19 protein-coding genes are annotated in these 26,430 nt (G+C 71.1%); 10 read left to right on the top strand and 9 right to left on the bottom strand.

What is annotated here, in order from left to right; genetic code table 11:
- Positions 1–37: 37 nt before the first annotated feature.
- On the top strand, positions 38–988 hold the full coding sequence (gene pgfA / locus ACZYRU_RS01905; protein ID WP_488955383.1) for a cell envelope lipid trafficking protein PgfA: 951 nt from the start codon (positions 38–40) through the stop codon (positions 986–988).
- Positions 985–1,932: an ROK family protein gene (locus ACZYRU_RS01910; protein ID WP_488955384.1), complete on the top strand. Its 948-nt coding sequence runs from the start codon at positions 985–987 to the stop codon at positions 1,930–1,932. Before pgfA ends, ACZYRU_RS01910 begins: the two co-directional genes overlap by 4 nt.
- A 16-nt stretch (positions 1,933–1,948) precedes the next feature.
- Here the strand turns inward: ACZYRU_RS01910 and ACZYRU_RS01915 are convergent, their stop codons facing one another.
- Positions 1,949–3,100, bottom strand: coding sequence for a serine hydrolase domain-containing protein (locus ACZYRU_RS01915; protein WP_488955385.1), 1,152 nt, complete (start codon positions 3,098–3,100; stop codon positions 1,949–1,951).
- Positions 3,101–3,186: 86 nt separating this feature from the next.
- Between ACZYRU_RS01915 and ACZYRU_RS01920 the strand changes: the two genes are divergently transcribed.
- From ACZYRU_RS01920 to ACZYRU_RS01930, 3 genes are read left to right on the top strand one after another with little or no spacing between them, the layout of a single operon-like run.
- Positions 3,187–4,965 carry a sulfatase gene (locus tag ACZYRU_RS01920; protein WP_488955386.1) on the top strand — a complete coding sequence of 593 codons (1,779 nt, stop codon included), beginning with the start codon at positions 3,187–3,189 and terminating at the stop codon, positions 4,963–4,965.
- On the top strand, positions 4,962–5,768 hold the full coding sequence (locus ACZYRU_RS01925) for an alpha/beta hydrolase (RefSeq protein WP_488955387.1): 807 nt from the start codon (positions 4,962–4,964) through the stop codon (positions 5,766–5,768). The genes ACZYRU_RS01920 and ACZYRU_RS01925 overlap by 4 nt, the downstream gene beginning before the upstream one ends.
- On the top strand, positions 5,765–6,934 hold the full coding sequence (locus ACZYRU_RS01930) for a family 1 glycosylhydrolase (RefSeq protein ID WP_488955388.1): 1,170 nt from the start codon (positions 5,765–5,767) through the stop codon (positions 6,932–6,934). The genes ACZYRU_RS01925 and ACZYRU_RS01930 overlap by 4 nt, the downstream gene beginning before the upstream one ends.
- Positions 6,935–6,952: 18 nt before the next feature.
- Here ACZYRU_RS01930 and ACZYRU_RS01935 read toward each other — a convergent pair whose 3' ends face one another.
- On the bottom strand, positions 6,953–8,500 hold the full coding sequence (locus ACZYRU_RS01935; protein ID WP_488955389.1) for a sulfatase family protein: 1,548 nt from the start codon (positions 8,498–8,500) through the stop codon (positions 6,953–6,955).
- A gap of 82 nt (positions 8,501–8,582) precedes the next feature.
- Here ACZYRU_RS01935 and ACZYRU_RS01940 point away from each other — a divergent pair, with 82 nt between their 5' ends.
- The 4 genes from ACZYRU_RS01940 to ACZYRU_RS01955 are packed head-to-tail and all read left to right on the top strand — an operon-like array spanning position 8,583 to position 14,581.
- Positions 8,583–9,560 carry a formylglycine-generating enzyme family protein gene (locus ACZYRU_RS01940; RefSeq protein ID WP_488955390.1) on the top strand — a complete coding sequence of 326 codons (978 nt, stop codon included), beginning with the start codon at positions 8,583–8,585 and terminating at the stop codon, positions 9,558–9,560.
- Positions 9,561–9,569: 9 nt separating this feature from the next.
- On the top strand, positions 9,570–10,190 hold the full coding sequence (locus ACZYRU_RS01945) for a TetR/AcrR family transcriptional regulator (RefSeq protein ID WP_488955391.1): 621 nt from the start codon (positions 9,570–9,572) through the stop codon (positions 10,188–10,190).
- Between the two features lie 39 nt (positions 10,191–10,229).
- Positions 10,230–12,032, top strand: coding sequence for a sulfatase family protein (locus tag ACZYRU_RS01950; RefSeq protein ID WP_488955392.1), 1,803 nt, complete (start codon positions 10,230–10,232; stop codon positions 12,030–12,032).
- 53 nt (positions 12,033–12,085) lie between these two features.
- A complete protein-coding gene (locus ACZYRU_RS01955) occupies positions 12,086–14,581 on the top strand; it encodes a beta-glucosidase family protein (protein WP_488955393.1) in 2,496 nt (831 codons plus the stop codon).
- Positions 14,582–14,764: 183 nt separating this feature from the next.
- Here the strand turns inward: ACZYRU_RS01955 and ACZYRU_RS01960 are convergent, their stop codons facing one another.
- Positions 14,765–16,117, bottom strand: coding sequence for a flavin monoamine oxidase family protein (locus tag ACZYRU_RS01960; RefSeq protein WP_488955394.1), 1,353 nt, complete (start codon positions 16,115–16,117; stop codon positions 14,765–14,767).
- Positions 16,118–16,205: 88 nt separating this feature from the next.
- Between ACZYRU_RS01960 and ACZYRU_RS01965 the strand changes: the two genes are divergently transcribed.
- A complete protein-coding gene (locus tag ACZYRU_RS01965; protein WP_488955395.1) occupies positions 16,206–16,454 on the top strand; it encodes a hypothetical protein in 249 nt (82 codons plus the stop codon).
- 6 nt (positions 16,455–16,460) lie between these two features.
- Here the strand turns inward: ACZYRU_RS01965 and ACZYRU_RS01970 are convergent, their stop codons facing one another.
- From ACZYRU_RS01970 to ACZYRU_RS01995, 6 genes are all read right to left on the bottom strand, one after another.
- The gene (locus ACZYRU_RS01970) at positions 16,461–19,856 is read right to left on the bottom strand and encodes a pyruvate carboxylase (RefSeq protein ID WP_488955396.1); all 3,396 of its coding nucleotides are present in this window, start codon (positions 19,854–19,856) and stop codon (positions 16,461–16,463) included.
- Between the two features lie 15 nt (positions 19,857–19,871).
- Positions 19,872–21,110 (bottom strand): 2-oxo acid dehydrogenase subunit E2, encoded by a 1,239-nt coding sequence (locus ACZYRU_RS01975; protein WP_488955397.1) that lies wholly within the window; start codon positions 21,108–21,110, stop codon positions 19,872–19,874.
- 11 nt (positions 21,111–21,121) lie between these two features.
- Positions 21,122–23,767: a pyruvate dehydrogenase (acetyl-transferring), homodimeric type gene (gene aceE, locus ACZYRU_RS01980; protein ID WP_488955398.1), complete on the bottom strand. Its 2,646-nt coding sequence runs from the start codon at positions 23,765–23,767 to the stop codon at positions 21,122–21,124.
- A gap of 85 nt (positions 23,768–23,852) precedes the next feature.
- Entirely contained in the window at positions 23,853–24,749 is an 897-nt protein-coding gene (locus ACZYRU_RS01985; RefSeq protein WP_488955399.1) for a LysR family transcriptional regulator, read from the bottom strand.
- A 129-nt stretch (positions 24,750–24,878) separates the two neighbouring features.
- Positions 24,879–25,544, bottom strand: a complete 666-nt coding sequence (locus tag ACZYRU_RS01990) for a lipoyl protein ligase domain-containing protein (RefSeq protein WP_488955400.1) — start codon at positions 25,542–25,544, stop codon at positions 24,879–24,881.
- 27 nt (positions 25,545–25,571) lie between these two features.
- Complete coding sequence (locus ACZYRU_RS01995) at positions 25,572–26,258, bottom strand: LuxR C-terminal-related transcriptional regulator (RefSeq protein WP_488955401.1); 687 nt, start codon at positions 26,256–26,258, stop codon at positions 25,572–25,574.
- Positions 26,259–26,430 lie beyond the last annotated feature (172 nt).

Below are 26,430 nucleotides of genomic sequence, written 5' to 3' on the forward strand. Positions count from 1 at the left end.
TTCTCGGCCCCACCCTGCTCGACACCAGGAGAAAACCATGCGTCGCAATCTGCCCGTCGTACTCGTCGGCCTCGGTGCCTTCTTCGTCACCGCCGCCCTGGTGCTTCGGTTCTACGGGTCCGCCCAGCTCGCCGTCGCGGACAAGGATCCGCGCGACATCATCACGATGCACGCCAGCAACGCCACCGTCTTCGTCCCCGCGACCCAGTCGGAGGTCACCTCGGACGTCACGGTGAAGCAGAAGACGGTCGGAGACCTCGACTCGGCGAAGAAGGCGCCGGGCGGCGTGGTGGTGTGGTTCACCACGTCCACGCGCTCGACCAGCGATGGAGTCGTGGTGCAGCAGAGCATGGCCCGCACGGCGCTCGACGCCTCCACCGCAGTTGCCAAGCCGTGCTGCGAGAGCTTCGCCGAGGTCGTCGACCAGGCGATCGGCAAGGACCACCGGGACAGCCTGGTGCTGAGGTTCCCGTTCGGCACGGAGAAGAAGACCTACTCGATGTGGGACAGCGTCATGGGCAAGTCGGTGAAGGCCGCCTACCGCGGCACCGAGCAGGTCGACGGTGTCGATGCCTACAGGTTCGAGATCAAGGTTCCCGACACCGTCGTCGGCAGCCAGGAGGTCGTCGCGAAGACCATCGGTCTGACGACCGACGGCAAGGTTCCCGCCGACCGGACCTACGGCATCGACCGGACCATCCTCGTCGAACCGCGCACCGGCGCGATCCTCGACGACGTGCAGGACGTGCGTGACACGCTGACCATCGACGGTGAGGTCGTGCGCACACTCTTCGCCGGCAAGCTCGCCTACACCGACGCGCAGGTCAAGGCCAACGCCGAGAAGTACGGCGACCGCGCGGCAACGCTGCGGCGGGTCGAGGTCGTGCTCCCCGGGATTGCCTTGGTGCTGGGTCTGCTCAGCGCCGGCGCGGGCGCCCTGATGCTCCGTGGTTCGACCGCCCGGTCGGGACGTCGGGCCGCGCAGTGACCCCAGTCCGGATCGGGGTCGATCTCGGCGGCACCAAGGTCCTGGCCGGAGTGGTCGACGCGACGGGGCGGGTGGTGCGCCGGTCCCGCGAGGAGACCAGGATCGAGGACATCGGCAGCATGGTCGACGGCATCCGGCATGTCGTCACGTCGGTCGCTGCCGGTGCCCCGGTCTCGGGTGTCGGCGTGGCGGTCGCCGGGTTCGTCGACGTCAGCCGTTCAAGGGTGCTCGTCGCCCCGAACCTGGGGCTGGGCGACGCGCCGCTGCGCCACCTGCTCGAGGACGCTCTCGGCGCTCCGGTGACGCTCGAGAACGACAGCAACGCGGCGGCCTGGGGCGAGTTCCGCTACGGCGCCGCGCGCGGCCACGAGGAGTGCCTGGTCGTCACGGTCGGCACCGGCGTCGGAGCCGGTCTGATCCTCGACGGTCGGTTGCGGCGAGGCGCGACGGGCGTGGCAGGCGAGGTCGGGCACGTCCCGGCCCACCGTGGGGGCTTTCCGTGCGGGTGTGGTCGCACCGGCTGCCTCGAGCAGTATGCGAGCGGGAGCGCGCTCGTGCGCAACACTCGTGACCTGCTCGGGAAGGGCGGCGAGGAGACCGTCGCGCTGCTCGACCGCCTCGCCGGCGACGTCGGCGCCCTGACCGGGCCCGACGTCACCGAAGCAGCCCAGGACGGCGACCTGTTCGCCCGTGAGCAGCTCGCCGTGATCGGCGGCTGGCTCGGCGAGGTCCTCGCCGGTCTGATCACCGTGCTCGATCTCGAGACGGTGGTCCTCGGTGGCGGAGTGGCGGAAGCGGGGCCGCTGCTCCTCGACCCGGTGGAGCGCTCACTGAACGCCTCGCTCGTGCAACGCGCCGGGATGACCCGGGTCCGGGTCATCCCCGCCGAGCTCGGCGTGGATGCCGGGATCGTCGGCGCGGCCGACCTGGTGGCGATCGGCTGATCGCCACCAGGTCCGGTCAGGCGCCGGCCTCCAAGGCCGCGTAGGCGTGGAAGATCAGGTTGATCGCCCGCAGGTCCTGTGTCTCGGACGACATGTCGTTCATCGCGTAGCTCACGGTCATCCGGGCGTCCCGGTCCACCAGTGCCATGGCGCCGCCCCAGCCTGCCCACCAGAACGATCGCGGGTTCGGGCTCAGCGGGACCTCGGGGCTGACCAGGCCGAAGCCGATGCCGTAGCGCAGCGGATAGCGCATCACCGCGTCGAGCCCGCTGCTCTGCTCCTCCAGCACCCGGTCGAGCATCTCGGGTCCCAGGAGGCGAACGCCGTCGAGGGTCCCGTCGCAGGCGAGGGCTGCGTGCACCCGCGCGATCGATCGCGCGTTGCCCGAGCCGTTGGCGGCGGGGATCTCTGCCTCGCGCCACCAGCGCTCATTGGACTCGGCGCCGGTCAGCGGGCAGCTCGCGGTGACCCGGTTGGCCAGCTCGGCCTCCGTGGGATCGTCGACGGGAGCGGCCGGATCACCTCCGATGCCGAAGGCCGGCGGGGTGATGCGCGCGACGCGGTCGTCGTGGTCGGCAGGCAGGCCGATGTGGAAGTCAGCGCCGAGGGGCTGGGCGACCTCGCGATCGAAGAACGAGCCGAGGCTCAGGCCCGTGACCCGGCGGACGAGCGCGTCCTCCAAGAAGCCCTGGGTGATCGGGTGGTAGCCCGCGCGCGTGCCCGGACGCCACCACGGCTCCTGGTCGGCGAGGGCGGTGGTCACCCGTTCGTGATCGGCCAGGTCGTGCGGCGCGACCGGGATCGACCAGCCCGGGAGACCTGCCGTGTGGGCCAGGACGTGACGGACCAGCACCTCGTCCTTGCCGCGTGTGCCGAACTCGGGCCAGTAGCGCGCGACGGGTGCCTCCAGGTCGAGCTCGCCACGATCGGCGAGCATCAGCATCACGGTGGCGCTCATCGTCTTGGTCACCGACCAGACGTTGACGAGCGTGTCGGCCTGCCATTCCGCGCCGTTGCCGTCGCTGCCTCCCCACAGGTCCACGACGATCTCTCCGTCGAGGGTCACGCAGACGCTGGCGCCGTCCTCGAGGCCCTGGTCGAAGTTGCTGGCGAATGCGTCCCGGACGAGCTCGAACTCCGGTGTGCAGGTGCCCTGGATGGTTGCCATGGTGTCCTTCGCTGTTCCATGCCGGCCCTTGCTGACCGACCGATAGGTAAGTAGGTTAGTGGGCACCCCTCCCGAAAGGAACCGTCGTGCGCGCGATCATGGTCATGTTCGACACGCTGAACCGTCGCTACCTCCCGCCGTACGGCGCCGAAGGCATCCACGCCCCGAACTTCGAACGGCTGCAGCAGCGCTCGGTGACCTTCGACAACTGCTACGCGGGAAGCATGCCGTGCATGCCGGCGCGCCGTGAGCTGCACACCGGTCGGCACAACTTCCTGCACCGCAGCTGGGGGCCGCTCGAGCCGTTCGACGACTCGGTGCCCGAGATGCTCTCCCGCGCGGGCGTCTACACGCACCTGAGCACCGACCACTATCACTACTGGGAGGACGGTGGCGCGACCTACCACAACCGCTTCGACAGCTATGAGCTCTTCCGCGGGCAGGAGGGCGACAAGTGGAAGGGCCACGTGGCCGACCCGGAGGTGCTGGCGAATGCGTCGCGCGGGATGGGTGGCGCCCGCCAGGACACGATCAACCGGCAGTACATGGCCACCGAGGACCTGCACTGCCAGACCCTCACGTTCGATGCCGGGCTGGAGTTCATGGCCACCAACAGGGCTGATGACAACTGGTTCCTGCAGATCGAGACCTTCGACCCGCACGAGCCGTTCTTCAGCTACGACGAGCACCGGGCGCACTACCTGCACGACTACGACGGCCCGGAGTACGACTGGCCGGCGTACGGAAGGGTCACCGACGACGAGCAGGCCGTCGAGCACATCCGTGCCGAGTACTCCGCGCTGCTCACGATGTGTGACAAGTCCCTGGGCCGGGTCATGGATGCCATGGACGAGCACGCCCTGTGGGAGGACACGATGCTGATCGTGTGCACCGACCACGGGTTCCTGCTCGGTGAGCGCGGGTGGTGGGGGAAGTCGGTGCAGCCGTGGTACGACGAGACCATCCACACTCCACTGTTCATCTGGGACCCGCGTGCCGGCTCCCGCGGCGAGCGCCGGGACAGCCTGGTGCAGACCATCGACCTCGGTCCCACCCTGCTCGACTGGTTCGGCCTGGCCCCGACCCCCGACATGCAGGGCCAGCCGCTGGCGGCCGCGGTCGCCACGGACGAGCCGGTGCGCGAGGCCGGGTTGTTCGGGGTCTTCGGCGGGCACATCAACGTGACCGACGGACGCTACGTCTACATGCGCGCGAGCATCGACTCCTCCAACTCCCCGCTGGAGGAGTACACGTTGATGCCGACCCACATGAAGAGCCGCTTCGATCCCAGCGAGCTCCGCAGCGCTCAGCTCGCCGCGCCTTTCGGCTTCACCAAGGGCGTCCCGGTCCTGAGGCTTCCGGGCTCCAGCTGGGGCAACCCCTACGCCTTCGGGACCATGCTCTTCGACCTGGAGACCGACCCGACACAGCAGCAGCCGCTCGTCGACGACGAGCTCGAGCTGAGGATGGCGACTCACCTGGTCGGCCTCCTGCGCTCCGGCGAGGCGCCCCCCAGCCAGTTCGAGAGGCTGGGGCTGCCGGTGACCGGGCCGGTCACCACCGAGCACCTCCTCGCCCGCGAGCAGCGGGAGCAGGTCGTGGCGTCCTCGCGTCCGCTGCCCCCGCCCTCAGCGTTCCAGCGGGACGGGCTGAGTGCGCTGAGCACGATCGAGGAGCTCCTCGACGACGAACGCGGTCATGCCGCGATCGTCGCGCTGATGCCGATCCTGGCCCACGACGACCTGCGGTCGCGGGTCGGGCGGATGACCCCCTACAACCTTGCTGCCACCACGCCCGCGGTGTCGCCGGAGCTGCTGCACGAGCTGAATGCCGCCCTGGCCGAGCCCGACCAGGCGCCGGCGTGACCGCCTCCTCCGCAGAGACCGTCGAGCGGTACGTCGCGGCGGACGGCGTCACCTGGTTGGACCTGCACGTCTGCTCGCCCTCGGCGCCCCCGCGTGCCGCGGTCCTGCTCTTCCACGGCGGCGGATGGATGAAGGGGACACCGGCGATGCTGCTGCCCCATGCCCGGCGTCTTGCCGAGGCAGGGATCCTCGTGGCCAGCTCCGCCTATCGGCTCGTCGGATCGGGAGCCGCCTCCCCGGCCGACTGCCTGGCCGACGCCGCCCGGGCGGACCGTGCGTTCCGCAAGATCGCCGCGGACGCGGGCCTCGACCGCATCGCGATCGGCGGCGGTTCGGCAGGTGCGCAGCTCGCGCTTGCGCTGGCCATGCCCGCGAACGGGAACCAGCCGTCGGCGTACGACGGCCTCGTGCTCCTGAACCCCGCGGTGGACGTGTGCTGCAGCCGCGGCCCCCTGGCCGCCCTGTCCCGACGCCTGGTTGGTCTGACGCCCCAGACCGCGCGAGATGCCTCCCCCCTGCACCACGTCCGTCCCGGCGCCCCGCGCTCGATCGTCCTGCACGGTACGCGCGACCGCATCGTCCCGCTCCGGCTGGCGCAGGAGTTCCGGAAGGCGATGACGGCGGCGGGCAACGAGTGCGACCTGGTCGAGTTCGACGGGGCCGGCCACGGGTTCTTCCTGCCCCGACCGGACGGCAACCCGGCGTTCGACCGCACCGTGGAACTGATCGAGCAGTTCCTCCTTGCCACCACTGCCGATCCCGATCGGGATGGCCGGACTGACGACGGGAAGCATCCGGCGTGACCTCATTCCTCTGGGGAGCCAGCACCTCCCCCCACCAGACCGAGGGCAACAACCTCAACAGCGACTGGTGGGAGCTGGAGAACGCAGACCCCTCCTTCCTGCCGGAGCGCAGCGGCGACGCCCTCGACAGCTACCACCGCTACCGCGAGGAGATGACCCTGCTGGCGGAGGCGGGCCTGAACGCCTACCGGTTCGGCGTGGAGTGGGCTCGGATCGAGCCGGAGCCGGGCCGGTTCTCGGTTGCCGCTCTGGCCCACTATCGACGCATGATCGACGCGGCGCTCGAGCTCGGACTCACGCCGGTGGTCACGCTGCACCACTTCAGCAATCCGCGCTGGTTCGCGGCCGAGGGTGCCTGGGGGCGCCCGGACGCGGTCGAGCGGTTCACCAGGTACGTCGAGCGCACCTGCGACATCCTCGACGGCGTCGAGTGGGTGTGCACGATCAACGAGCCCAACATGCTCGCGATCATGGACAAGGTCCGCACGCTGCTCGCGGGACCGGACGGGTTCGAGGCTCTCGCTGCGGGGATGCCCGGACCGGACGAGGAGATCGGCAAGGTCCTGGTCGAGGTGCACCGTGCGGCGGTCGACGTGGTGCGCGAGCGCACCGACGCGGCCGTCGGATGGACGATCGCCCAGCAGGCGTTCCAGGCGGCCGGTCCCGAGCACGAGGACGTGCTGCGCCGGACGAACTGGGAGTGGGAGGACCTGTACCTCGAGGCATCCCGGGGCGATGACTTCGTCGGCACGCAGTCCTACACCAGCCAGCTCGTGGGGGCGGACGGGCCGATCCCTCACCCGGCGAGCCCCGACAACACGATCACCGGATGGGCCTACCGCCCCGACGCGCTCGGCATCGCGGTTCGCCACGCGTGGGAGGTCACCGGAGGCGTGCCCGTGCTGGTGACCGAGAACGGCATCGCCACCGACGACGACCGGCGCCGGATCGCCTACACGGAGGCGGCGCTGAGCCATCTGCGAGACGCGATGGCTGACGGAGTCGATGTGCGGGGCTACCTGCACTGGAGCGCCGTCGACAACTACGAGTGGGGTCACTGGGCCCCCACGTTCGGCCTGATCGCGGTCGACCGGAAGACGTTCGTGCGCACGCCCAAGCCGAGCCTCGCCTGGCTCGGCGAGGTGGCCCGTTCCGGCCGACCCTGAGGGTCGGCCGGAACGGCGTCAGATCCCGCCGGCGAATGCCTTGAACAGGGCCCGCTCCTCCGGTCGGAGGGGCGGGCCCTCGGCGTTCCACGACGCCACCACGGCGCCGTTGCCCGGGTGCAGCCGTGCGTACAGGTCGTCGGCCGCCTCGGGCCGTCCGGTGGCACGCAGGTGCGCCATGTAGTCCTCCGGGTCGGAGTAGAGCGTCGGGCCGTGCTGCAGCGAGACCTGCATCGGGTCGGGCAGCGCCCCCGGGGTGCCGGCGTGGAAGCTCCACCACTCGAAGAGCCGGGCCCGCATCCGGTCGGCCAGGTCCGGCTCCGCCTCGATCAGGTTCGTGGTCAGGTTCGGGTCCGCCTCCATGTCGAACAGCGACTCCCACTCGGCCTTGAACGAGCCCGGGTGGTACGTGCGGATGTAGAGATGCGTGCGGGTGCGTACGGCGCGCTGGAAGGTGTGCGCGCCGTGGCCCCAGACCAGGTGGTCGCGCGACTCGATCGACTCTCCGCGTACGGCGTCGGCGAAGGACGTCCCCTGCCACTTCTCGGGGATGGGGAGCCCGAGGAGGTCGCAGATCGTCGGCGCGTAGTCGATGTTGTAGAGCAGCGCGTCGTGGCTGCGCACCTCGGCCCGGTCGGTGACGCCCGGCCAGAACACCACCATCGGCACGTGGTGGGTCGGCTCGTTGGCCAGGCCGTGCTCTGCGTAGGACCCCTGCTCGCCGAAGGACTCACCGTGGTCGGCACTGACCACGATGGCGACCTCGTCGCTCAGCCCCATCTCGTCCAGGGCGGCGCGCAGCCTGCCGAACTGGCTGTCCCAGTACATGATGGCGCCGTCGTACCCGTTGATCAGGTGCTCGAAGTCAGCCCGGGTGGCGATCTGGTCGGGCATGTTGTGCGGAACCGGGCTCGTGCGCGGCGCCATCGAGTAGTGCAGGTCGCGCGCCGAACGGGGGCCGTAGATGTCCTGATGTCCGTCGATCGCGGCTTGGTCGGGCCAGGCGGGTGCCGGCCCGGATGCGGCCGCGGCCTCGGTCCAGCTGACGTCCTGGAGGTAGTCGGTGTGCGGGTCCCAGTAGGTCAGGTGCAGGTACCAGTCGTCGCGATGCCGGTTGCGTGCGATCCAGTCGATCGCCACGTCGGTGACTGCGTCGGCCGGTTCGTCACCGATCTCCGGCGTCGAGCGGATGCTCTCGCGGAAGTTCCCGTGGAAGAAGTGCGCACGGTGCCGTTCGGCGAAGCTCGACACGGCTGCCGTGTAGTAGCCATGGAACCCCAGCCACTGTCCGAGCAAGGGCCTGTCGAACTGCATCGCGTGCCCGGTGTCCATCCGGAACTGCGCGGCCGGGCCGCCATGGCCGACGACCCCGTTGGTGATCCCGAACTGACCGCTCATCAGTGCCGTGCGCGAGGGCAGGCACGGCGAGTCCGAGCAGTAGTAGTGATCGAAGCGCACCGAGTCCGCTGCCATGGCGTCCAGGTTCGGTGTCGTGGGACGCTGGTAGCCGTAGGGGCCGGTGTGGTCCGGACGCAGGGTGTCCACGTCGACGTAGATGATCTTCACGATGCCTCCGGCTGATTGCGAACTGACTTATTGCTCGGTAGGTTAGTTGAGGCGATGTGATTGCGGAAGGCCGGAGGTGGTCATGGGCGGGAGCTGTTGCGGCCCCGACCGGAGGTCGGTGGGCGACGGGCTCGCACCGCCCGCTCCGCGGTCGGTCCCGGCCGGGGGCGCCCGATCCCGGCCGGGTCGGCACCAGGTCGAGCAGGTCGCCGTACCCGGCGGCTCGTACCTGATCGGCGACATGCACGGTGACGGCAAGACCGGTGACGGCGAGACGCCGGTGCACGCGGTGGAGATCGACGGCTTCGAGATCGATGCCACGTCGGTGACCAATGCGGACTGGGCGCGGTTCGTCGACGCCACCGGGCACGTCAGCGAGGCGGAGCGGTTCGGCTACTCCGCCGTGTTCCACCAGGCGCTCGCGGCCGATCCGCAGGACGTGATGAGCCGCGCCGACCGGACGCCGTGGTGGCTCGGCGTCCGCGAGGCCGACTGGCGCCGCCCCGGAGGACGGCGCAGCTCCCTCGAGGGCCTCGAGGACCATCCGGTCGTCCACGTGAGCTGGAACGACGCCCAGGCCTACTGCGCGTGGGCCGGTCGTCGGCTCCCGACCGAGGCGGAGTGGGAGATCGCCTCGCGCGGCGGCCTGGCGGATGCCCGCTATCCCTGGGGTGACGACCTGCCTGCCCGCGACGGGACGGGGGAGTGGCCGTGCAACATCTGGCAGGGCAACTTTCCCCAGCTCAACACGGCGGAGGACGGCTGGCTCACGACGGCTCCGGTGCGCAGCTACCGGCCGAACGGCTACGGCCTGTGGCAGACGGTCGGCAACGTCTGGGAGTGGTGCGCGGACTGGTTCGACCCGCGCTACTACGCGCGCTCGCCTCGCCGCGACCCGCGGGGCCCGGATTCCGGGAGTGCCAAGGTGCTCCGCGGGGGCTCGTACCTGTGTCACGACTCCTACTGCAACCGCTACCGCAATGCCGCCCGCTCCGCCAACACGCCGGACTCGTCCATGGGCAATGCGGGCTTCCGCACCGCCTCGGTGCCGGTCGCCTAGGCTCCAGCCATGGCCAGTACCGAATCCGCCGAACGGTCGGGGAAGCTCTCCCGGGCGCGCATCATCGACACCGCGTTCGACCACTTCGCCGCGAACGGGTACCGCGGCACGTCCCTGGCCAAGATCGCAGCCGAGGTGGGCATCTCGCAACCCGGTCTGCTGCACCACTTCCCGAACAAGTCGGCGCTGTTCATGGCAGTGCTCGTCGAGCGGGACACGCGCGACCTCGATGCCGTGGGCATGCGTGTCGAGAAGATCGCTGAGCTGGATGCCCACGAGCTGCTCGAATTCTTCGAGGGACTCGTGCGCCACAACGCCCAGAACCGGAACATGGTGCAGATGGCCCACCTCACCGCTGCCGAGGCCACCGGACCGGACCACCCGGCCCACGAATGGGTGGTGCTGCGAACGAGCTACTTCCGGGAGCTGTGCACCTCCGCGCTGCAGAACGGCATCGACAGCGGCCAGGTGCGCAAGGACGCGGACCCGGGAGCCGTGGCGACGATGCTGATCGCGGCGTCGGAGGGCTTGGAGAACCAGTGGCTGGTCGACCCGACCGTGGACCTGGCCGGCTCCTTCGCCGAGTTCACCGCGATGCTGCGACGCGACCTGAAGCCGAGAAGGCGCTAGCACTGGCCTACCGAGTGTTCGGGTGGCTAGAGTCGCCGCGTGCGCCCGAACTTCCTGTGGATCGTCAGCGAGGACTGCCCCCCGCGCTTCGGCTGCTACGGCGACGCTCTCGCGCGCACTCCTCACCTCGACGCCCTCGCTGGCGAGTCGGTGCTCTGGGAGCGCGCCTACTCGCCCGCGCCGGTGTGCGCGCCCTCGCGGTTCGCGCTCCTGACCGGCATCCCGCCGGAGGCCCACGCCCCGGCCAACCACATGCGTGCACTGGCGCCCGTGCCGGCGTGGATGACGACCTATCCACAGGTCCTGGGCTCCCTCGGCTACTACTGCACCAACAACGCGAAGACCGACTACAACGCCGACGTCGACCCCGACCGCCTGTGGGACGAGTGCTCGGATCGGGCGCACTGGCGCAACCGGCCCGATGACCGGCCGTTCCTCGCGGTCTTCAACATCGATGGGACGCATGAGTCGGCGGTGTTCAGGTCCACGCGGCCTATCCTCGATCCAGCCGCGGTGCGGGTCCCGGCGTACCTGCCGGACACCGCGGAGATCCGTGCCGACATCGCGCGCTACTACGAGGACGTCGAGCGGATGGACGCCGTCGTCGGCGATCTGCTGGCACAGCTGGCTGACGACGGGTTGACGGACTCGACGATCGTCCTGCACACCTCTGACCACGGTGGGGTGAATCCGCGCTCCAAGCGACACTGCTACGACGAGGGGCTCCACGTCCCGCTGCTGGTGCGCGCCCCCGCTCCGTTCGCGCGGCGGCTCCCTCCGCCCGGCACCCGGCTCGGCTCGGCCGTCAGCACGGCCAGCATCCCGGTCACCCTGATCGACCTGGCCGGCGGCGACGTCCCGGCCCACATGGCCGAGCCGAGCCTGGCCGATCCCCGGCCGCCGACGGCGACCCTGGCCTTCGGCGCACGCAACCGGATGGACGAGCGCTACGACTTCGTCAGGACCGTGACCGACGGCCGGTACCGCTACGTGCGCAACTTCATGCCGCATCGCCCGTGCGGACAGCACAACGCCTTCGCGTGGGTGGCCGCCGGCTACCGCTCGTGGGAACGCGAGCACCTCGCCGGCCGGTTGACGCCCGGGCAGGACGCCTTCTGGCGCCCACGTCCGTCAACCGAGCTCTACGACCTCGACGCCGATCCCGACCAGGTGGCCAACCTCGCCGGCGATCCGTCGACCACCGAGGTCGAAGGGCGGCTGGCGTCTGCCCTTCGTGCGCGCATGCTGGCGATCAACGACAACGGATTCCTGCCCGAGGGTGCCCCGGCTGAGGGATGGGACGCGAGCCGCGAACCGGGAGCCTACGACCTGTCCGCCGTCCTGGACCTCGCGGACCTCGCGCTGGAGCGCGATCCCGATCACGCCTCGCTGCTGGTCGAGCGCCTGGGCGACGCCGATCCGCTTCTCCGGCGCTGGGCGGCCCTCGGGCTGGTCATACTGGCCGATCGCCTCGGGGGGCTGGCTGCCGCGGTGGCGCCGGCGCTGGCTGCGCGGCTCGATGTCGAGGACGATGCGACGGTGCAGGTCGCCCTGGCAGAGGCGCTCGCCCGGGTCGACCCGAGTGATGAGGTCGGCATCGCGGTGCTCGCGGACCTGGCGGGGCCCGACCTGCCGTTCGGGGTCCGCCTGGAGGCGCTCGACGCCCTCGGTTGCCTGGCGCCCGAGCGCCTGGGTCACCTGGGTGGGCGTCGTCTGGAGGGACGTGATCCGGATCCCTACATCTCGCAGGCCGTCGAGTACCTCGAGCTGCGGGTCTCGGGCAGGTACGAGCCCTCGGCGCCGATCGGTCCCTGGGCGGCCCTTTTCGCAGCGGAGGGCTAGCCTACCGAGTACTCGGTTGGTAGGTTGGGCGCTCCGCCACCCCGAGGAGAGCCATGTCGTCCGCGAACACCCCCGTCCCGTCCGACGAGCTCGAGGTGGTGCTGCTCGAACGTCTCGGCAAGCTCGACCTGGCGGCCAAGGTGCGCCTCCTCTCGGGCGCGGACTTCTGGACCCTTCCCGCCGACGAGACCATCGGACTCCGCTCGATCCTGTTCTCCGACGGCCCGGCCGGCGTTCGGGGAGAGATCGGTGACGAGCGCAACTCGTCGCTGAACCTGCCCTCCGGCAGCGCTCTCGGAGCGACCTGGGACACCGAGGTCGCCCGGAGATACGGCGACCTGCTCGGCCGCGAAGCGCTCCGCAAGGACGCCGACGTCGTGCTGGGGCCGACCATCAACCTGCACCGCTCGCCCTACGGCGGCCGTCACTTCGAGGCGATGGCCGAGGACCCCCTGCTGACCGCGCGACTTGCGTCGGCCTACGTGGAGGGCGTCCAGGCCCACGGGGTGGCGGCGTGCCCGAAGCACTATGTCGCCAACGACTATGAGGTCGAGCGGCACACGGCGAGCTCCGAGGTCGACGAGCGGGCGCTGCGCGAGCTCTACCTGGCCGCGTTCGAGGACGCGATCGTCGAGGCCAAGGCCTGGGTCGTGATGTCGGCCTACAACGGCGTCAACGGCGTCACGATGAGTGAGAACGACCTGTTGCGCGACCCGCTCAAGACCGAGTGGGGCTTCGACGGGGTGGTTCTGTCCGACTGGATCGCCGTCAAGACCACGGAAGCCTCGGCGAACGCGGCCCAGGACGTGGTCATGCCGGACCTGCTCAGTCCGTGGGGCGATGCGCTGGTCGACGCGGTCCGGGACGGTCGCGTCGCGGAGGCCGCGATCGACGAGAAGGTGCTCCGGGTGCTCCGCCTCGCCGCGCGAGTCGGCGCTCTCGATGGAGTGAAGCCCGCGCCGCGGACTGCCGGCGAAGCATCCGACCCGCTCAACCTCGTCACCGAGCTGGGTGCGGAGAGCATGGTGCTGCTGCGCAACGCGGACGAGCTGCCCTGGGGCCCGGGACCGCGCTCGATCGCCGTGATCGGCCCCAACGCCCTGTGCGCGCGCAGCCAGGGCGGAGGCAGCGCCACGGTCGTTCCCGATCGGGTGATCTCGCCCCTCGAGGGCCTGCGCAACCACTTCCCCGAAGCCACCATCTCCTTCGACATGGGGGTGCCTGCGCCGACGGAGATCTTCCCGCTCGACCGCGACCTCCTCCACGACCCCGTGGCCGACGGGCCGGGCGTCCATGTCGTGTTCTCCGCGGCCGACGGCTCCGTGCTGCTGGAGGAGGTCCGGTTGAGTGCCGAGCTGGCCTGGATGGGCACGATGCCCGAGGGCGCCACGACCCTCACGATGCAGACCCGATACACGCCGGCGACCACAGAGCGTTGCGACGTCGGCGTATCGGTGGCAGGCCAGGTCACGCTGTCCATCGACGGCGAGACCGTCATCGACAGGTCGAGCATCGTCGAGAGCGCAGGATCCGGTGACGGTGGCCTCGACACCTCCGACATCACCGCCAACATCTTCGCGCCACCCGTGACCACGGTGTCCGTCGACCTGGTGGAGGGCACCCCGGTCGACCTGTTCGCCGTCTGCGACCTGACGACGGCTCCACTGCCGATGGTCCACGCGATCATGATCGGCATGGCGCCACGGTCGGGGTCCGAGGAGACGATGCTGGCCGAAGCGGTCGCGGCCGCGGCTGCGGCCGAGGTCGCGGTCGTCGTGGTCGGCACCAGCTCGCGCACCGAGAGCGAGGGGTTCGACCGGACGACGCTGGCCCTGCCCGGTGGTCAGGACGCCCTGGTGGAAGCGGTCATCGACGCCAACCCACGCACGATCGTCGTGGTCAACGCGGGCAGCCCGGTGCTGATGCCGTGGCACGACCGGGCTCGAGCGGTCCTGCTGACCTGGTTCGGTGGGCAGCAGACCGGCGTCGCCCTCGCCGAGGTCCTCGCGGGGGACCGGGAGCCCGGCGGTCGGCTCCCCACCACCTGGCCCGGCGACGAGGAGTCCGTGCCGGTGGGACCGGACAAGCCCGTCGACGGGAAGGTCCGCTATGCCGAGGGCATCGACATCGGTCACCGAGCCTGGTTGCGGCAGGAGGGAACGCCGGCGTACTGCTTCGGCCACGGTCTCGGCTACACCACCTGGAGCATGTCGGACCTGGTCGTGCCGGCTGAGGTGGCGAGCGGGGAGAGCGTCTCTGTGACCGCGAAGGTCTCGAACACCGGCGACCGCCGCGGCAAGGAAGTGGTCCAGGTGTACGCCGCGCGCGAGGACAGCGACGTGGCCCGCCCTGTGCGGTGGTTGGCTGGCTGGGGCGTCGTCCGTGCCGATGCCGGCGAGACGGTGACCGTGGAGATCGTGGTACCTGCGCGGAGCCTCGCGGCCTGGGTCGACGGGGCGTGGTGGCACGAGCCCGGAAGCTTCGACCTTTACGTCGGCTCCAGCATCGACGACCTGCTTCTCCACGCGAAGGTCGAGGTGTCCGCGTAGGCGCGGAGGTCGGTGAAGCTCGGATGCGTCACATCTCCAGGCCCCTGCCTCGCGGGCATCGAGCTCTCCATCCAGCAGATCCACGCCTGGATCCGCGCCGAGCGCAACCGTCGGACAGGCTGAGGGCTGCCGATTCGCCACGGAGAAGGGCCGATTCCGGGTTCGCTTCGTGGCGTCTTGGTACTACCGAGCCGGCTCCTCGCGGCTGCGTCCCGCCGGCCACAGCGTCTCGATCGGCACCCGCTCGCCGAGCACGTTCTCGGCAGCGCGGTGCCCCGAGCGGAGGGCGGCGGTGACCGTTGCCGGGTCCTCGGTCCAGGTCGCCTCGCCCGCCAGGTGCAGGACATCGCCGACCGGCGTGGCGAGGACGTCGTGGTCGTCGGTCGTGGACCCGACGGTCATGTAGGCGTACGAGCCGCGGGCGAAGGGATCGTCGCGCCAGCGCGTGATCTCGACCGCCGTGGGAGTGACGTCGGCGTACGGGTGGATCTCGCGCAGCGCGGCGAGCACGGACTCGGTGATCGCCTCGTCGGTCCAGTCCCGGATCGCCTCCGCACACGGACCCGCCGCGAAGGTCAGCAGGGTCGGTACGCCGTGCAGCCGGGTGAGGTCGTACCACGAGTGCCACCAGGCGGCCGCCGGTCCCTGGCGCCGAATCGCATACACGTCGGGATCCCAGAACCGCTCGCGGAACCGCAGGAACACCTTCTCGAAGGCGTTCATCTCGAGACGATCGAGGGCGCCGGCCAGGGGTTCGGGCAGGGGCGGCTCGATGGCGAGTGCCCCCGACTTCAGCACGCCGACCGGAACGGTCACGATCGCGCAGCCGGCACGGACGGCCCGATCGCCGCAGCGTGCGACGACGCCGTCCGCGCTCCACTGCAACCGGGTCACCACCTGCTCCAGGCGTACGTCGAGGCCCTCCGCCAGACGCGTCGCGAGCACGTCGAACCCGTCGGGGAAGACGACCTCGTCGCCCTCGACCTGGTCGTCGTCGAGACCGTGCGCATCGAGGTCGCCGATCCACACGCCGTACTGCTCCTCGGTGCGGTGCCGCAGGAACTCACGTACGCGCTGCTCGCGATCGGCCGGCCACGCCAGCTCCGCCAGCGTCGCTTCGACCACGGTCTCGTACGACGTGCCGCGGGTCGATGCCGCGACGGTCGTGGCGAGTCGCGCGTCGAAGGTGTGGACATCGGCGGCGAACCGGTCCGCCTGCACCTGGTCGAGGCGCACGCCGTCGGGGTCGTAGTAGGCGATCGGGCGGCTGTCGGGCTGGTAGCTGCCGACGGTGAGCTCCACGGTCGGCATGCCGAAGGCCCGGGCCGCGGCGAACAGCGGGTTGTCGTCGATGCCGTGGATCCACGAGGCGCCGAGGTCCGTCACGATGCCCCCGCTCCGCTGCGAGTGCGTCCGCCCGCCGATGCGGTCGCGCGCCTCGAGCACGACGACGCGTTGCCCGGCGGCGGCCAGGAGTCGGGTCGCGGTCAGGCCCGCGACACCCGCCCCGACGACGATGGTGTCGATGTCACTCATGGCGAGAGGCTAGGCGACTCGACCTCGGGCGGAGACCGACAGCGCGAGCATTCGGGTGCGTTCGGGTCCGTTCGCGACAATGGCCGACGTGGTCAGCCTCCTGTTGTCGGTCTCCTTCTGCTGCGGCCTCGTCATCGCCGTGGCGCACGTCCTGAACCGCGCGTTCGTCGCTCCCGTCTACGACGTGGTGCTGAACCTGACGGCGTTCGGGGCGGCCGTCGCTGCGTCCTCGCTGCTCGACCACTGGGTGCCGGCCCTGCTGTCGACGGGCGCGATCGGCTGCTGGATCGTGCTCGCCCGGCGGACCCTGGTCGAGCGAGGTCGCCTGCGCGCGTGACCAGGCTCAGCCCAGCTCGAGGACCAGGTCGCCCCCGTCGACGGCGTGCGTCCCGCTGAACGCCAGCCGCTGCACGACCCCGGCCACGGGCGCGGTGATCGACGCCTCCATCTTCATCGCCTCGATGGTGGCGACCGTGTCGCCGGCGGCGATCTCGTCGCCCTCGGCGACGGTGACGGTGACGACGCCCTGGAAGGGGGCCGCGACGTGGCCGGGCTTCGTGGGGTCGGCCTTCTCGGCGGCAGCGACCTCGGCGGACACGGAGCGGTCGCGCACGGAGATGGGGCGGATCTGGCCGTTGAGGCGGGCCAGCACGGTGCGGTAGCCGCGCTCGTCGGGCTCGCTGATCGCCTCGAGCGCGACGAGGAGGCGCTTGCCCTCGTCGATGTCGACGGCGTGCTCGGTCTCGGGCTGGAGGCCGTAGAGGAACTCGGCGGTGGGTACGACGGACAGGTCGCCCCAGCGGGCCCGCGCCTCGGCGTACTCCCGGGTCGGGCCGGGGAAGAGCAGCTCGTTCAGGGTGCCGCGGCGATCAGTCGAGGCGGAGGCCAGGCCGGCCTCGTCCTCGTCCGAGAGCGAGGAGGCCGGCGGGGTCCACGGGCGGCCCTCGATCGCGCGGGAGCGGAACGGCTCGGGCCAGCCGCCGGGCGGGTCGCCGAGCTCGCCGTGGAGGAAGCCGATGACCGACGCCGGGATGTCGTACGACGACGGGTCGGCCGCGAACGCCACCGGGTCCGCGCCCGCGGCGACGAGCGCGAGGGCCAGGTCGCCGATCACCTTCGACGACGGGGTGACCTTGGGGACGCGGCCGAGGATGTCGTTGGCGGCGGCGTACATGTCCTCGACCTGCTCGAACTTCTCGCCGAGGCCCAGCGCGATCGCCTGCTGGCGCAGGTTGGAGAGCTGACCGCCGGGGATCTCGTGGCGGTACACCCGACCGGTCGGGGCCGGGAGCCCGGACTCGAAGGGCGCGTAGAGGCGGCGCACCGCCTCCCAGTAGGGCTCCAGCGCGTTCACGGCCGACAGCGACAGGCCGGTCGAGCGCTCCGAGTGGTCGGTGGCCGCGATCAGCGAGGACAGCGGCGGCTGGGAGGTGGTGCCGGCCATCGACGCGGTCGCGGCATCAACCGCGTCGACACCGGCCGCGATCGCGGCGGTGAGCGTGGCGAGCTGGCCGCCGGCCGTGTCGTGGGTGTGCAGGTGCACCGGCAGGTCGAACCGCTCGCGCAGCGCCGTCACCAACGTGGTCGCGGCGGGCGCCCGGAGCAGCCCGGCCATGTCCTTGATCGCCAGCACGTGCGCGCCGGCGTCGACGATCTTCTCGGCCAGGCGCAGGTAGTAGTCGAGGGTGTACAGGTCCTCGGCCGGCGACGACAGGTCGCCGGTGTAGCAGAGCGCCACCTCCGCGACCGAGGTGCCGGTGGCCCGGACCGCGTCGATGGCGGGCCGCATCTGCTCGACGTCGTTGAGCGCGTCGAAGATCCGGAACACGTCGATGCCGGTGGCGGCGGCCTCCTCGACGAAGGCGTCCGTGACGGCGGTCGGGTACGGCGTGTAGCCGACCGTGTTGCGGCCTCGCAGCAGCATCTGCAGGCAGATGTTCGGGACGGCCGCGCGCAGCTTGGCCAGCCGGTCCCACGGGTCCTCGGAGAGGAAGCGCAGCGCGACGTCGTACGTCGCCCCGCCCCAGCACTCCAGCGACCACAGCTCGGGCGTCATCCGGGCGACGTGCCCGGCCACGCCGACGAGGTCATGGGTCCGCACCCGCGTGGCGAGCAGCGACTGGTGGGCGTCGCGGAAGGTGGTGTCGGTGACCGCCACGCCCGACCGGGAACGCAGCTCCGCTGCGAACGCCTCCGGGCCGACCGCGAGCAGTCGCTGCCGCGAGCCGTCCGGCACGGCGGCCGCCAGATCGAGCGACGGCAGCTTGGCCGCCGGGGCCACCGAGATCGGGATGGCGCCGTGCGGCTGGTTGACCGTCACGTCGGCCAGGTAGGTGAGCAGCCGCGTGCCGCGGTCGCCCGACGCGCGGGCGGTCAGCAGCTGCGGGTGCGTCTCGATGAAGGACGTGGTGACGGACCCCGAGGCGGCGGCCGCGAAGTCCGGGTCGTCGAGCAGCGCCTGCAGGAAGGGGATGTTGGTGGCCACGCCACGGATCCGGAACTCGGCCACCGCCCGCCGGGCCCGCGCGACGGCGTCCTCGAAGGTGCGGCCGCGGCAGGTCAGCTTGGCCAGCAGGGAGTCGAAGTGCGGGCTGACCTCGGCGCCGGTGAACGTCGTACCGCCGTCGATGCGGACGCCCGCCCCACCCGGGGAGCGGTACGCCGTGATGGTGCCCGTGTCGGGACGGAACCCGTTCGCGGGGTCCTCGGTCGTGATCCGGCACTGCAGCGCCGCACCCCGCAGCCGCACCGTGTCCTGCGACAGCCCGAGGTCGGCGAGGGTCTCGCCCGACGCGATCCGCAGCTGGGCCTGGACCAGGTCGACGTCGGTGACCTCCTCGGTGACCGTGTGCTCGACCTGGATCCGCGGGTTCATCTCGATGAACACGTAGTTGCCGGCCGGGTCGAGCAGGAACTCCACCGTGCCGGCGCACGAGTAGCCGATCTCGCGGGCGAACCGCACCGCGTCGGCGCACATCCGCTCGCGCAGCTCCGGGTCCAGCCCGGGCGCCGGAGCGATCTCGACGACCTTCTGGTGCCGCCGCTGCACCGAGCAGTCCCGCTCGAAGAGGTGGATGACGTTGCCGACCGCGTCGGCCAGGATCTGCACCTCGATGTGCCGTGGGTCGACGACGGCCTGCTCGATGAAGACGGTCGGGTCGCCGAACGCGCCCTCGGCCTCGCGCATGCAGGTCTCGATAGCCTCGCGCAGCTGCGCCCGGTCGTCGACCCGGCGCATGCCGCGACCGCCACCACCGGCGACGGCCTTGACGAACAGCGGCGCCGGGATCGCCTCGGCCGCCGCGAGCAGGGCGTCGACGTCCGTGGACGGGTCCACCGACGACAGCGTGGGTACGCCGGCCGCCTTGGCCGCCGCGATGGCCCGCGCCTTGTTGCCGGTCAGGGTGAGCACCTCGGCCGACGGACCGACGAAGGTGATGCCGGCCGCCGTACAGGCCTCGGCCAGTGCCGGGTTCTCCGACAGGAAGCCGTAGCCCGGGTAGATCGCGTCGGCTCCGCACGCCACCGCCGCCGCCACGATCGCGTCCGGGTCGAGGTAGCTGCGCACCGGGTGGCCGCGCTCGCCGATCTCGTAGGCCTCGTCGGCCTTCAACCGGTGCTCGGAGCCCCGGTCCTCGTGCGGGAACACGGCGACGGTCGCCGCTCCCAGCTCGTACGCCGCACGGAACGCGCGGATCGCGATCTCGCCACGGTTGGCGACCAGGACCTTCGAGAACATCGGGACTCCTGCAGGCTAGAGCGAGAGACGGCGTACGTCGGCGGCCAGGTGGGCGAGGTGCGCGGTGAACCGTGCGGCCAGCGCACCGTCGATCACCCGGTGGTCGTAGGACAGGCACAGCGGCACCATCAGCCGGGGGACGAAGGTCTCGCCGTCCCAGACGGGTGCCGTCTTCGAGCGTACGACGCCGAGGATCGCGACCTCGGGCGCGTTGACGATCGGCGTGAACGCCGTGCCGCCGATGCCGCCGAGGCTGCTGATCGTGAACGTCGCGCCCTGCATGTCGGTCGCGGTCAGCTTGCCGTCGCGGGCCCGGGACGAGAGGTCGGCGAGGTCGCGGCTGATCTCGAGGATGCCCTTGCGGTCGACGTCGCGCACGACCGGGACGACCAGACCGCCGGGGGTGTCGACGGCGACGCCGACGTGCACGTAGTCCTTGAGCACGAGCTCGTCGCCGGACAGCGAGCTGTTGACCTCGGGGTACGTGCGCAGCGCCGCGGCCGCGGCCTTGAGCAGGAAGCTGAGCAGGGTCACCCGGTACCCGTCGGCCTTCGCGGCCTCGTCGAGCTCGCGGCGGTAGACGTCGAGGTCGGTGATGTCGGCCTCGTCGCAGTGGGTGACGTGCGGGACGTTGAGCCAGGACCGCTGCAGGTGCGGGCCGGAGATCTTCTTGATCCGCGACAGGGGCACGCGGCGGACCGGGCCGAACTTCGAGAAGTCCACCTCCGGCACCGGCGGGATCCCCGTACTTGCGGGGGTTCCGGCTGCCGCCGGTGCGACGCTGCGGTCGTAGTGGGTGAGCAGGTCCTGCTTGGTGACCCGGCCCTTGGGGCCGCTGCCGGTCACCGTGGTGAGATCGACGTCGAGCTCGCGGGCGAGGCGTCGTACCAGGGGGGTGGCCCGCAGGCCGTCCTCGGAGCCGGCCGTCGCCGGCTCCGGTACCTCGACCGCCTCCGGTACGGCCACCGGAGCGGGCGCTTGCTCGGCGGGAGCCTCGGCGGGCGCGGCCGGAGCGGCCGGAGCGGCAGCCGTCTCCGCCACCGCGATCACCGTGCCCTGGCTGACGGTGTCACCGACCTTCACCGAGACCGACACGATGGTGCCGTCGACGGGCGAGGGCACCTCCATGGTGGCCTTGTCGGTCTCCAGGGTGATGAGCGGGTCCTCGGCGCGCACGACGCTGCCGGGGGCGACGAGCACCTCGATGACGGGTACGTCGGAGAAGTCGCCGATGTCGGGAACCTTGATGTCCACTGTTGCTGTCCTCACGCGTGGGCCGGGTCGGCCCGGTCGGGGTCGATGCCGTACTTCTCGATCGCCTCGGCGACGACGTCGGGGGTGACGACGCCCTCGTCGGCAAGGCGGCGCAGGGCGGTGACGGCGATGAAGTGCCGGTCCACCTCGAAGTGCCGGCGCAGGTTGCGGCGGTAGTCGGAGCGGCCGAAGCCGTCGGTGCCGAGCGCGGTGTAGCCGCCGGGCACGAAGCCGCGGATCTGGTCGGCGTACGCCTTCATGTAGTCGGTCGCCGCGACCACGGTCCCGCTCCGTCCGGCGAGGCACTGCGCGACGTACGACGTCCGCGGCTCCTCCAGCGGGTGCAGCGTGTTCCACCGCTCGGTGGCCAGGCCGTCGCGGCGCAGCTCGGTGAAGCTGGGCACGCTCCACACGTCGGCCTTGACCTTGAAGTCCTTGGCGAGCAGCTCGGCCGCGGCGAGCACCTCGCGCAGGATGGTGCCCGAGCCGAGCAGGTCGACCTTCGCGGCGCCGCGGCCCTTGCCGGGCTGCAGCAGGTACATGCCCCGGAGGATCCCGTCGGTGACGCCCTCGGGCATCGGCGGGTGCTCGTAGTTCTCGTTCATCAGGGTCAGGTAGTAGAAGACGTCCTCCTGCTCGGCGTACATCCGGCGCAGGCCGTCGGCGACGATGACCGCCAGCTCGTAGGCGTACGTCGGGTCGTAGGCCACGCAGTTGGGGATCATCGCGGCCTGCAGGTGGCTGTGGCCGTCCTCGTGCTGGAGGCCCTCGCCGTTGAGCGTGGTCCGGCCGGCGGTGCCGCCGAGCAGGAAGCCGCGGGCGCGCATGTCGCCGGCAGCCCAGGCGAGGTCGCCGATCCGCTGGAACCCGAACATCGAGTAGTAGATGTAGAACGGGATCATCGCGGTGTCGTTGCTGGAGTACGACGTCGCGGCGGCGATCCACGACGACATCGCGCCCGCCTCGTTGATGCCCTCCTGGAGGATCTGGCCGCTGGCGTCCTCCTTGTAGAACATCAGCTGGTCGGCGTCCTCGGGCGTGTACAGCTGGCCGCTCTGCGAGAAGATGCCGACCTGCCGGAACAGGCCCTCCATGCCGAAGGTGCGCGCCTCGTCGGGGACGATCGGGACGACCCGCTTGCCGATCTCCTTGTCGCGCAGCAGCTTCGTCAGGATCTGGACGAAGGCCATGGTGGTGGAGATGGCGCGGCCGTTGGAGCCGGTCAGCTGGCCGAACGCCTCGACCCCGGGGACCTCCAGCGCGGTCGACTTCTCGCGGCGCAGCGGCAGGTAGCCGCCGAGCTCCTTGCGTCGCGCGTGCAGGTAGGCGTGCTCCTCCGAGCCCTCCGGGAAGGAGAGGTAGGGCAGGTCGAGCAGCTGCTCGTCGGCGATCGGGATGGAGAACCGGTCGCGGAAGGCGCGCAGTGCGGGCTCGGCGACCTTCTTGGCCTGGTGGCTGATGTTCATCGCCTCGCCGGCCGCGCCGAGGCCGTAGCCCTTGACCGTCTTGGCCAGGATCACCGTGGGCGTGCCGGCGTGGGCGTTCGCGGCCGCGTAGGCGGCGTACACCTTCTGCGGGTCGTGGCCGCCGCGGGTGAGCCGCCAGATCTCGTCGTCGCTCCAGCCGGCCACCATCTGCGCGAGCTCGGGGTCGACACCGAAGAAGTGCTCGCGGACGTAGGCGCCGTCCTTCGACTTGAAGGTCTGGTACTCGCCGTCGACGCACTCCATCATCCGCCGCTTGAGCGCACCGGTGGTGTCCTTGGCGAGCAGCTCGTCCCAGCCGGAGCCCCAGATCACCTTGATCACGTTCCAGCCGGCGCCGCGGAAGACGCCCTCGAGCTCCTGGATGATCTTGCCGTTGCCACGCACCGGGCCGTCGAGGCGCTGCAGGTTGCAGTTGACGACGAAGACCAGGTTGTCGAGCTTCTCCCGCGCGGCCATCGAGATCGCGCCGAGCGACTCGGGCTCGTCGGTCTCGCCGTCGCCGAGGAAGGCCCAGACCTTGCGGCCGGCGGTGTCGGCGAGGCCGCGCGCGTGGAGGTACTTGAGGAAGCGGGCCTGGTAGATCGCCATCAGGGGGCCGAGGCCCATCGAGACCGTCGGGAACTGCCAGAAGTCCGGCATCAGCCAGGGGTGCGGGTACGACGACAGCCCGTTGCCGCCCGTCTCCTGGCGGAAGCTGTCGAGCTGGGCCTCGGTGAGCCGGCCCTCGAGGAAGGCGCGGGCGTAGATGCCGGGGGAGAGGTGGCCCTGGACGTAGACCAGGTCGCCGCCGTGCTTCTCGGTCGGGGCGTGCCAGAAGTGCTGGAAGCCGACGTCGTACAGGGTCGCGGCGGACTGGAAGCTGGCGAGGTGGCCGCCGAGCTCGGTCGAGTCCTTGTTGGCGCGCAGCACCATGGCGAGCGCGTTCCAGCGGATCGCGGAGCGGATCCGGTGCTCGACCGCGCGGTCACCCGGGTGGGCGGGCTCGTCGTCGGCCGGGACGGTGTTGACGTACGGCGTGGTCGCCACGAACGGCACGCGCGAGCCGAGGCGCTGGGCCTCCTCGAGCACCTGGTCGAGCAGGTACTTCGTGCGCGCCTCGCCCTCGAACTCCAGGACGGCGGCGAGCGCGTCGCGCCACTCCTGGGTCTCGGCAGGATCGATGTCGGTCAACAGAGGTCCTCGGGTCGGTGGTGATGGCCGTCACCATCCTCAGGTCCTCGGCTGGAATGCGTCCAATGCCTAGTTTTTGGTTGATCTATGCATCGCCGACATGGATCTTCCGGCTGGCCCGCAGCACGTGCTCGCGGAAGTGGGCGGAGGCCGGCGGCAGGCTGCGGTCGCGGACCCAGGCCAGCCCGATCTCGCGGGACGCGCGCACGTCCTTGAGCCGGATGGAGGGTGCGGCGGGGGAGGCGCCGCCCCGCGGCTCGGGGAGCAGCGCGACACCGAGGCCCGCGGACACGAGGCCGCGCAGGGTCTCGACCTCCTCGCCCTCGAACCCGATCCGCGGTGCGAAGCCGACCTCGGCGCAGAGGTCCTCGGTGACCGTCCGCAGGCTGAAGCCGGGCTTGAGCACGATGAACTGCTCGTCCTGGACGTCACGCAGGCGCGCGGTGCGCCGACGCGCGAGCGGATGGTCGGGAGGTACGACGAGCCGCAGCGGCTCGAGGAACAGCCGCCGGCTCTCGAGCTGCGGGAGCTCCGGCCTGTCGCCGGTGATGGCGAGGTCGACCGCGCCGCCGAGCAGGTCGTCGATCAGTCCCTCGTCGCCGTGCTGGCGCAGGTCGAAGCGCACCTGGGGACGCTTGGCGCGGAACTCGCGGATCAGCTCGGGCACCAGCCAGGTGCCGAGCGTGTGCAGGAAGGCGACCGGTACGAAGCCGCCGTCCGGCGCGGTGATGTCCTGCACCGAGCGCACCCCGCGTTCGTAGGACTCGACGGTCTCCCGCGCGTGCACGGCCAGCTCGCGCCCGGCCGGCGTCAGCACCAGTCCGCGCCCGACGCGCTGGAACAACGGCGTGCCGACCTCGCGCTCGAGCCGGGCCAGGGCCCGCGACACGGCGGGCTGGGTGCGGTGGACCTGCTCGGCCGTCTCGGTCACGGTGCTGCCGTCGGCCACGGCGAGGAATGCGCGGATGGTGTCCAGCTCCATGGCACCCATGTTCTCAGCGCATGGGTAGTGGGGGTGTGGGAATCACCTCCTCGGAGGTGATTCCCACGCTTCCTGGCCGGTGCAACGGCCAAGAAGCGCCAGTTCCAGTCAGGAAGTCCCCGCGAAACCTCAAGCGCCGCCCGACAACTCCTCGAGGACCGCCTCCCGCAGCTCGGCCAGCCGAGGCCCGACGCCGGTGGCCCGCTCGACCAGGTCCGCGCCGGCAGCCGTCCGGTCGGCGTCGGTCAGGTCGAGCAGGTCGAGGACGTCGTACGGGTCCCAGCGGTCGTAGGCGATGCACTGGAACCGCGCGCCGGCCTTGGTGCGCCGCTGCGAGATCCCGACCAGTTTGCGGCCCTCGACGAGCACCTCGCCCGGCCCGAGCGCCGCGAAGCAGACCAGCCGGCCCCACGGCGTCTGCTCGAGCCCGCCGCGGTAGAGCTCGGAGGAGATCCCGAGGCGTGCCAGCGCCCGCTGCCACGCCTCCCCGAGCCAGAACACCGACTGCCGCACGTCGTCGCTCCACCGCTCGTCGTGCCGCGGCACCACGACGTCGATCCACACCGAGCGGGCCGGGTCGACGTGGACGGCACCGCCGCCGCTGCGGCGTCGTACGACGTCGACGTGGGCGGCTGCCGTCGCCTCCGCGGAAGCGGTGGTGTGGTCCTGGGCGCTGCCGAGGACCAGGGCCGGGGCCGAGGGCTCGAAGGACCACACCTCCGCCTCGGCGAGGTCGTCCGGGATCACCCGGGCGTGGAAGTCCGCGATCGAGCCGGTGACGTGGCGCAGCTGCACGATCACCGATTCTGCCCGAGGCCCGGGTCAGGGCGGTGGCGGCCTCCAGGCCACGCGGTGGGCCGCGCCGACGGCCGCAAGCTGCGACGACATCTCGAGCTTTGCGAGGATCGACTTGATCTGACTGCGGACCGTCGCCTCGACGACCACGCGTGCCCTGGCGATGTCCCGCACCTGGTCGCCGCGCATCAACGCTCCCAGGATCTCGCTCTCGCACGGGGTCAGGAGGTCCAGTCGGGTGCGGATCGCCTGCGTCTCCTCCCGATCGGCGAGCGCACCGAAGACCAGCGTCGCCCTCTGCTCGGCCGGCATCAGGGGCAGGCCGTCACGCACTCGTCGCGCGGTCGTGATCACCTGGGCCAGCGAGCACGTCTTGTGCAGCACGTCCTTGGCCCCCTGCCGCACGGCCTCACCCCAGAGGAGGCGGTCCCGGGACTCGGTGAGCAGCACGACGGATGCTCCCGAGGCGGTCAGCGGCGCGATCAGGCGCAGGCCGTTGCCGGCCCGGCCGAGGGTCTGCTCGAGCAGCACGAGCCGCCCGGCGCTCCGCAGCCCGGCGGCGAGCACGCTCGCGAGGGAGGCGTCACGCTCAGCGAGCTCGACGGAGCTGACGATGAACCCCTCGCACTCGAGGGTCAGTGCGAGCGAGTCGGCGAAGAGCGTGTGGTGGTCGATGATCGTGATGCGCATCGGGCGCGGACGGCCGACGGACACGGCATCGCCTCGTGGACGCACCGCAGCCGGGGCGGACGGAAGTGGAACGACGGACGACGACATGGACCCCCCAAGAAGCGCTGCGCGGAGGACTCGCGGGGTCCGGGCGGGTCGGTGCCGTCCTGTCTACCAGACTGCGGCGCCGTCCGCCAGCGTCGATCGGACGGACGAG

This window comes from Nocardioides sp. F233, assembly GCF_057813895.1.

Coding starts and splice junctions, on each gene's coding strand:
- ACZYRU_RS01945 (WP_488955391.1), top strand. CDS start 9,570: ATGGCCAGTACCGAATCCGCCGAACGGTCGGGGAAGCTCTCCCGGGCG.
- ACZYRU_RS01955 (WP_488955393.1), top strand. CDS start 12,086: ATGTCGTCCGCGAACACCCCCGTCCCGTCCGACGAGCTCGAGGTGGTG.
- ACZYRU_RS01960 (WP_488955394.1), bottom strand. CDS start 16,117: ATGAGTGACATCGACACCATCGTCGTCGGGGCGGGTGTCGCGGGCCTG.
- ACZYRU_RS01970 (WP_488955396.1), bottom strand. CDS start 19,856: ATGTTCTCGAAGGTCCTGGTCGCCAACCGTGGCGAGATCGCGATCCGC.
- ACZYRU_RS01940 (WP_488955390.1), top strand. CDS start 8,583: ATGGGCGGGAGCTGTTGCGGCCCCGACCGGAGGTCGGTGGGCGACGGG.
- ACZYRU_RS01915 (WP_488955385.1), bottom strand. CDS start 3,100: ATGGCAACCATCCAGGGCACCTGCACACCGGAGTTCGAGCTCGTCCGG.
- ACZYRU_RS01985 (WP_488955399.1), bottom strand. CDS start 24,749: ATGGAGCTGGACACCATCCGCGCATTCCTCGCCGTGGCCGACGGCAGC.
- pgfA (WP_488955383.1), top strand. CDS start 38: ATGCGTCGCAATCTGCCCGTCGTACTCGTCGGCCTCGGTGCCTTCTTC.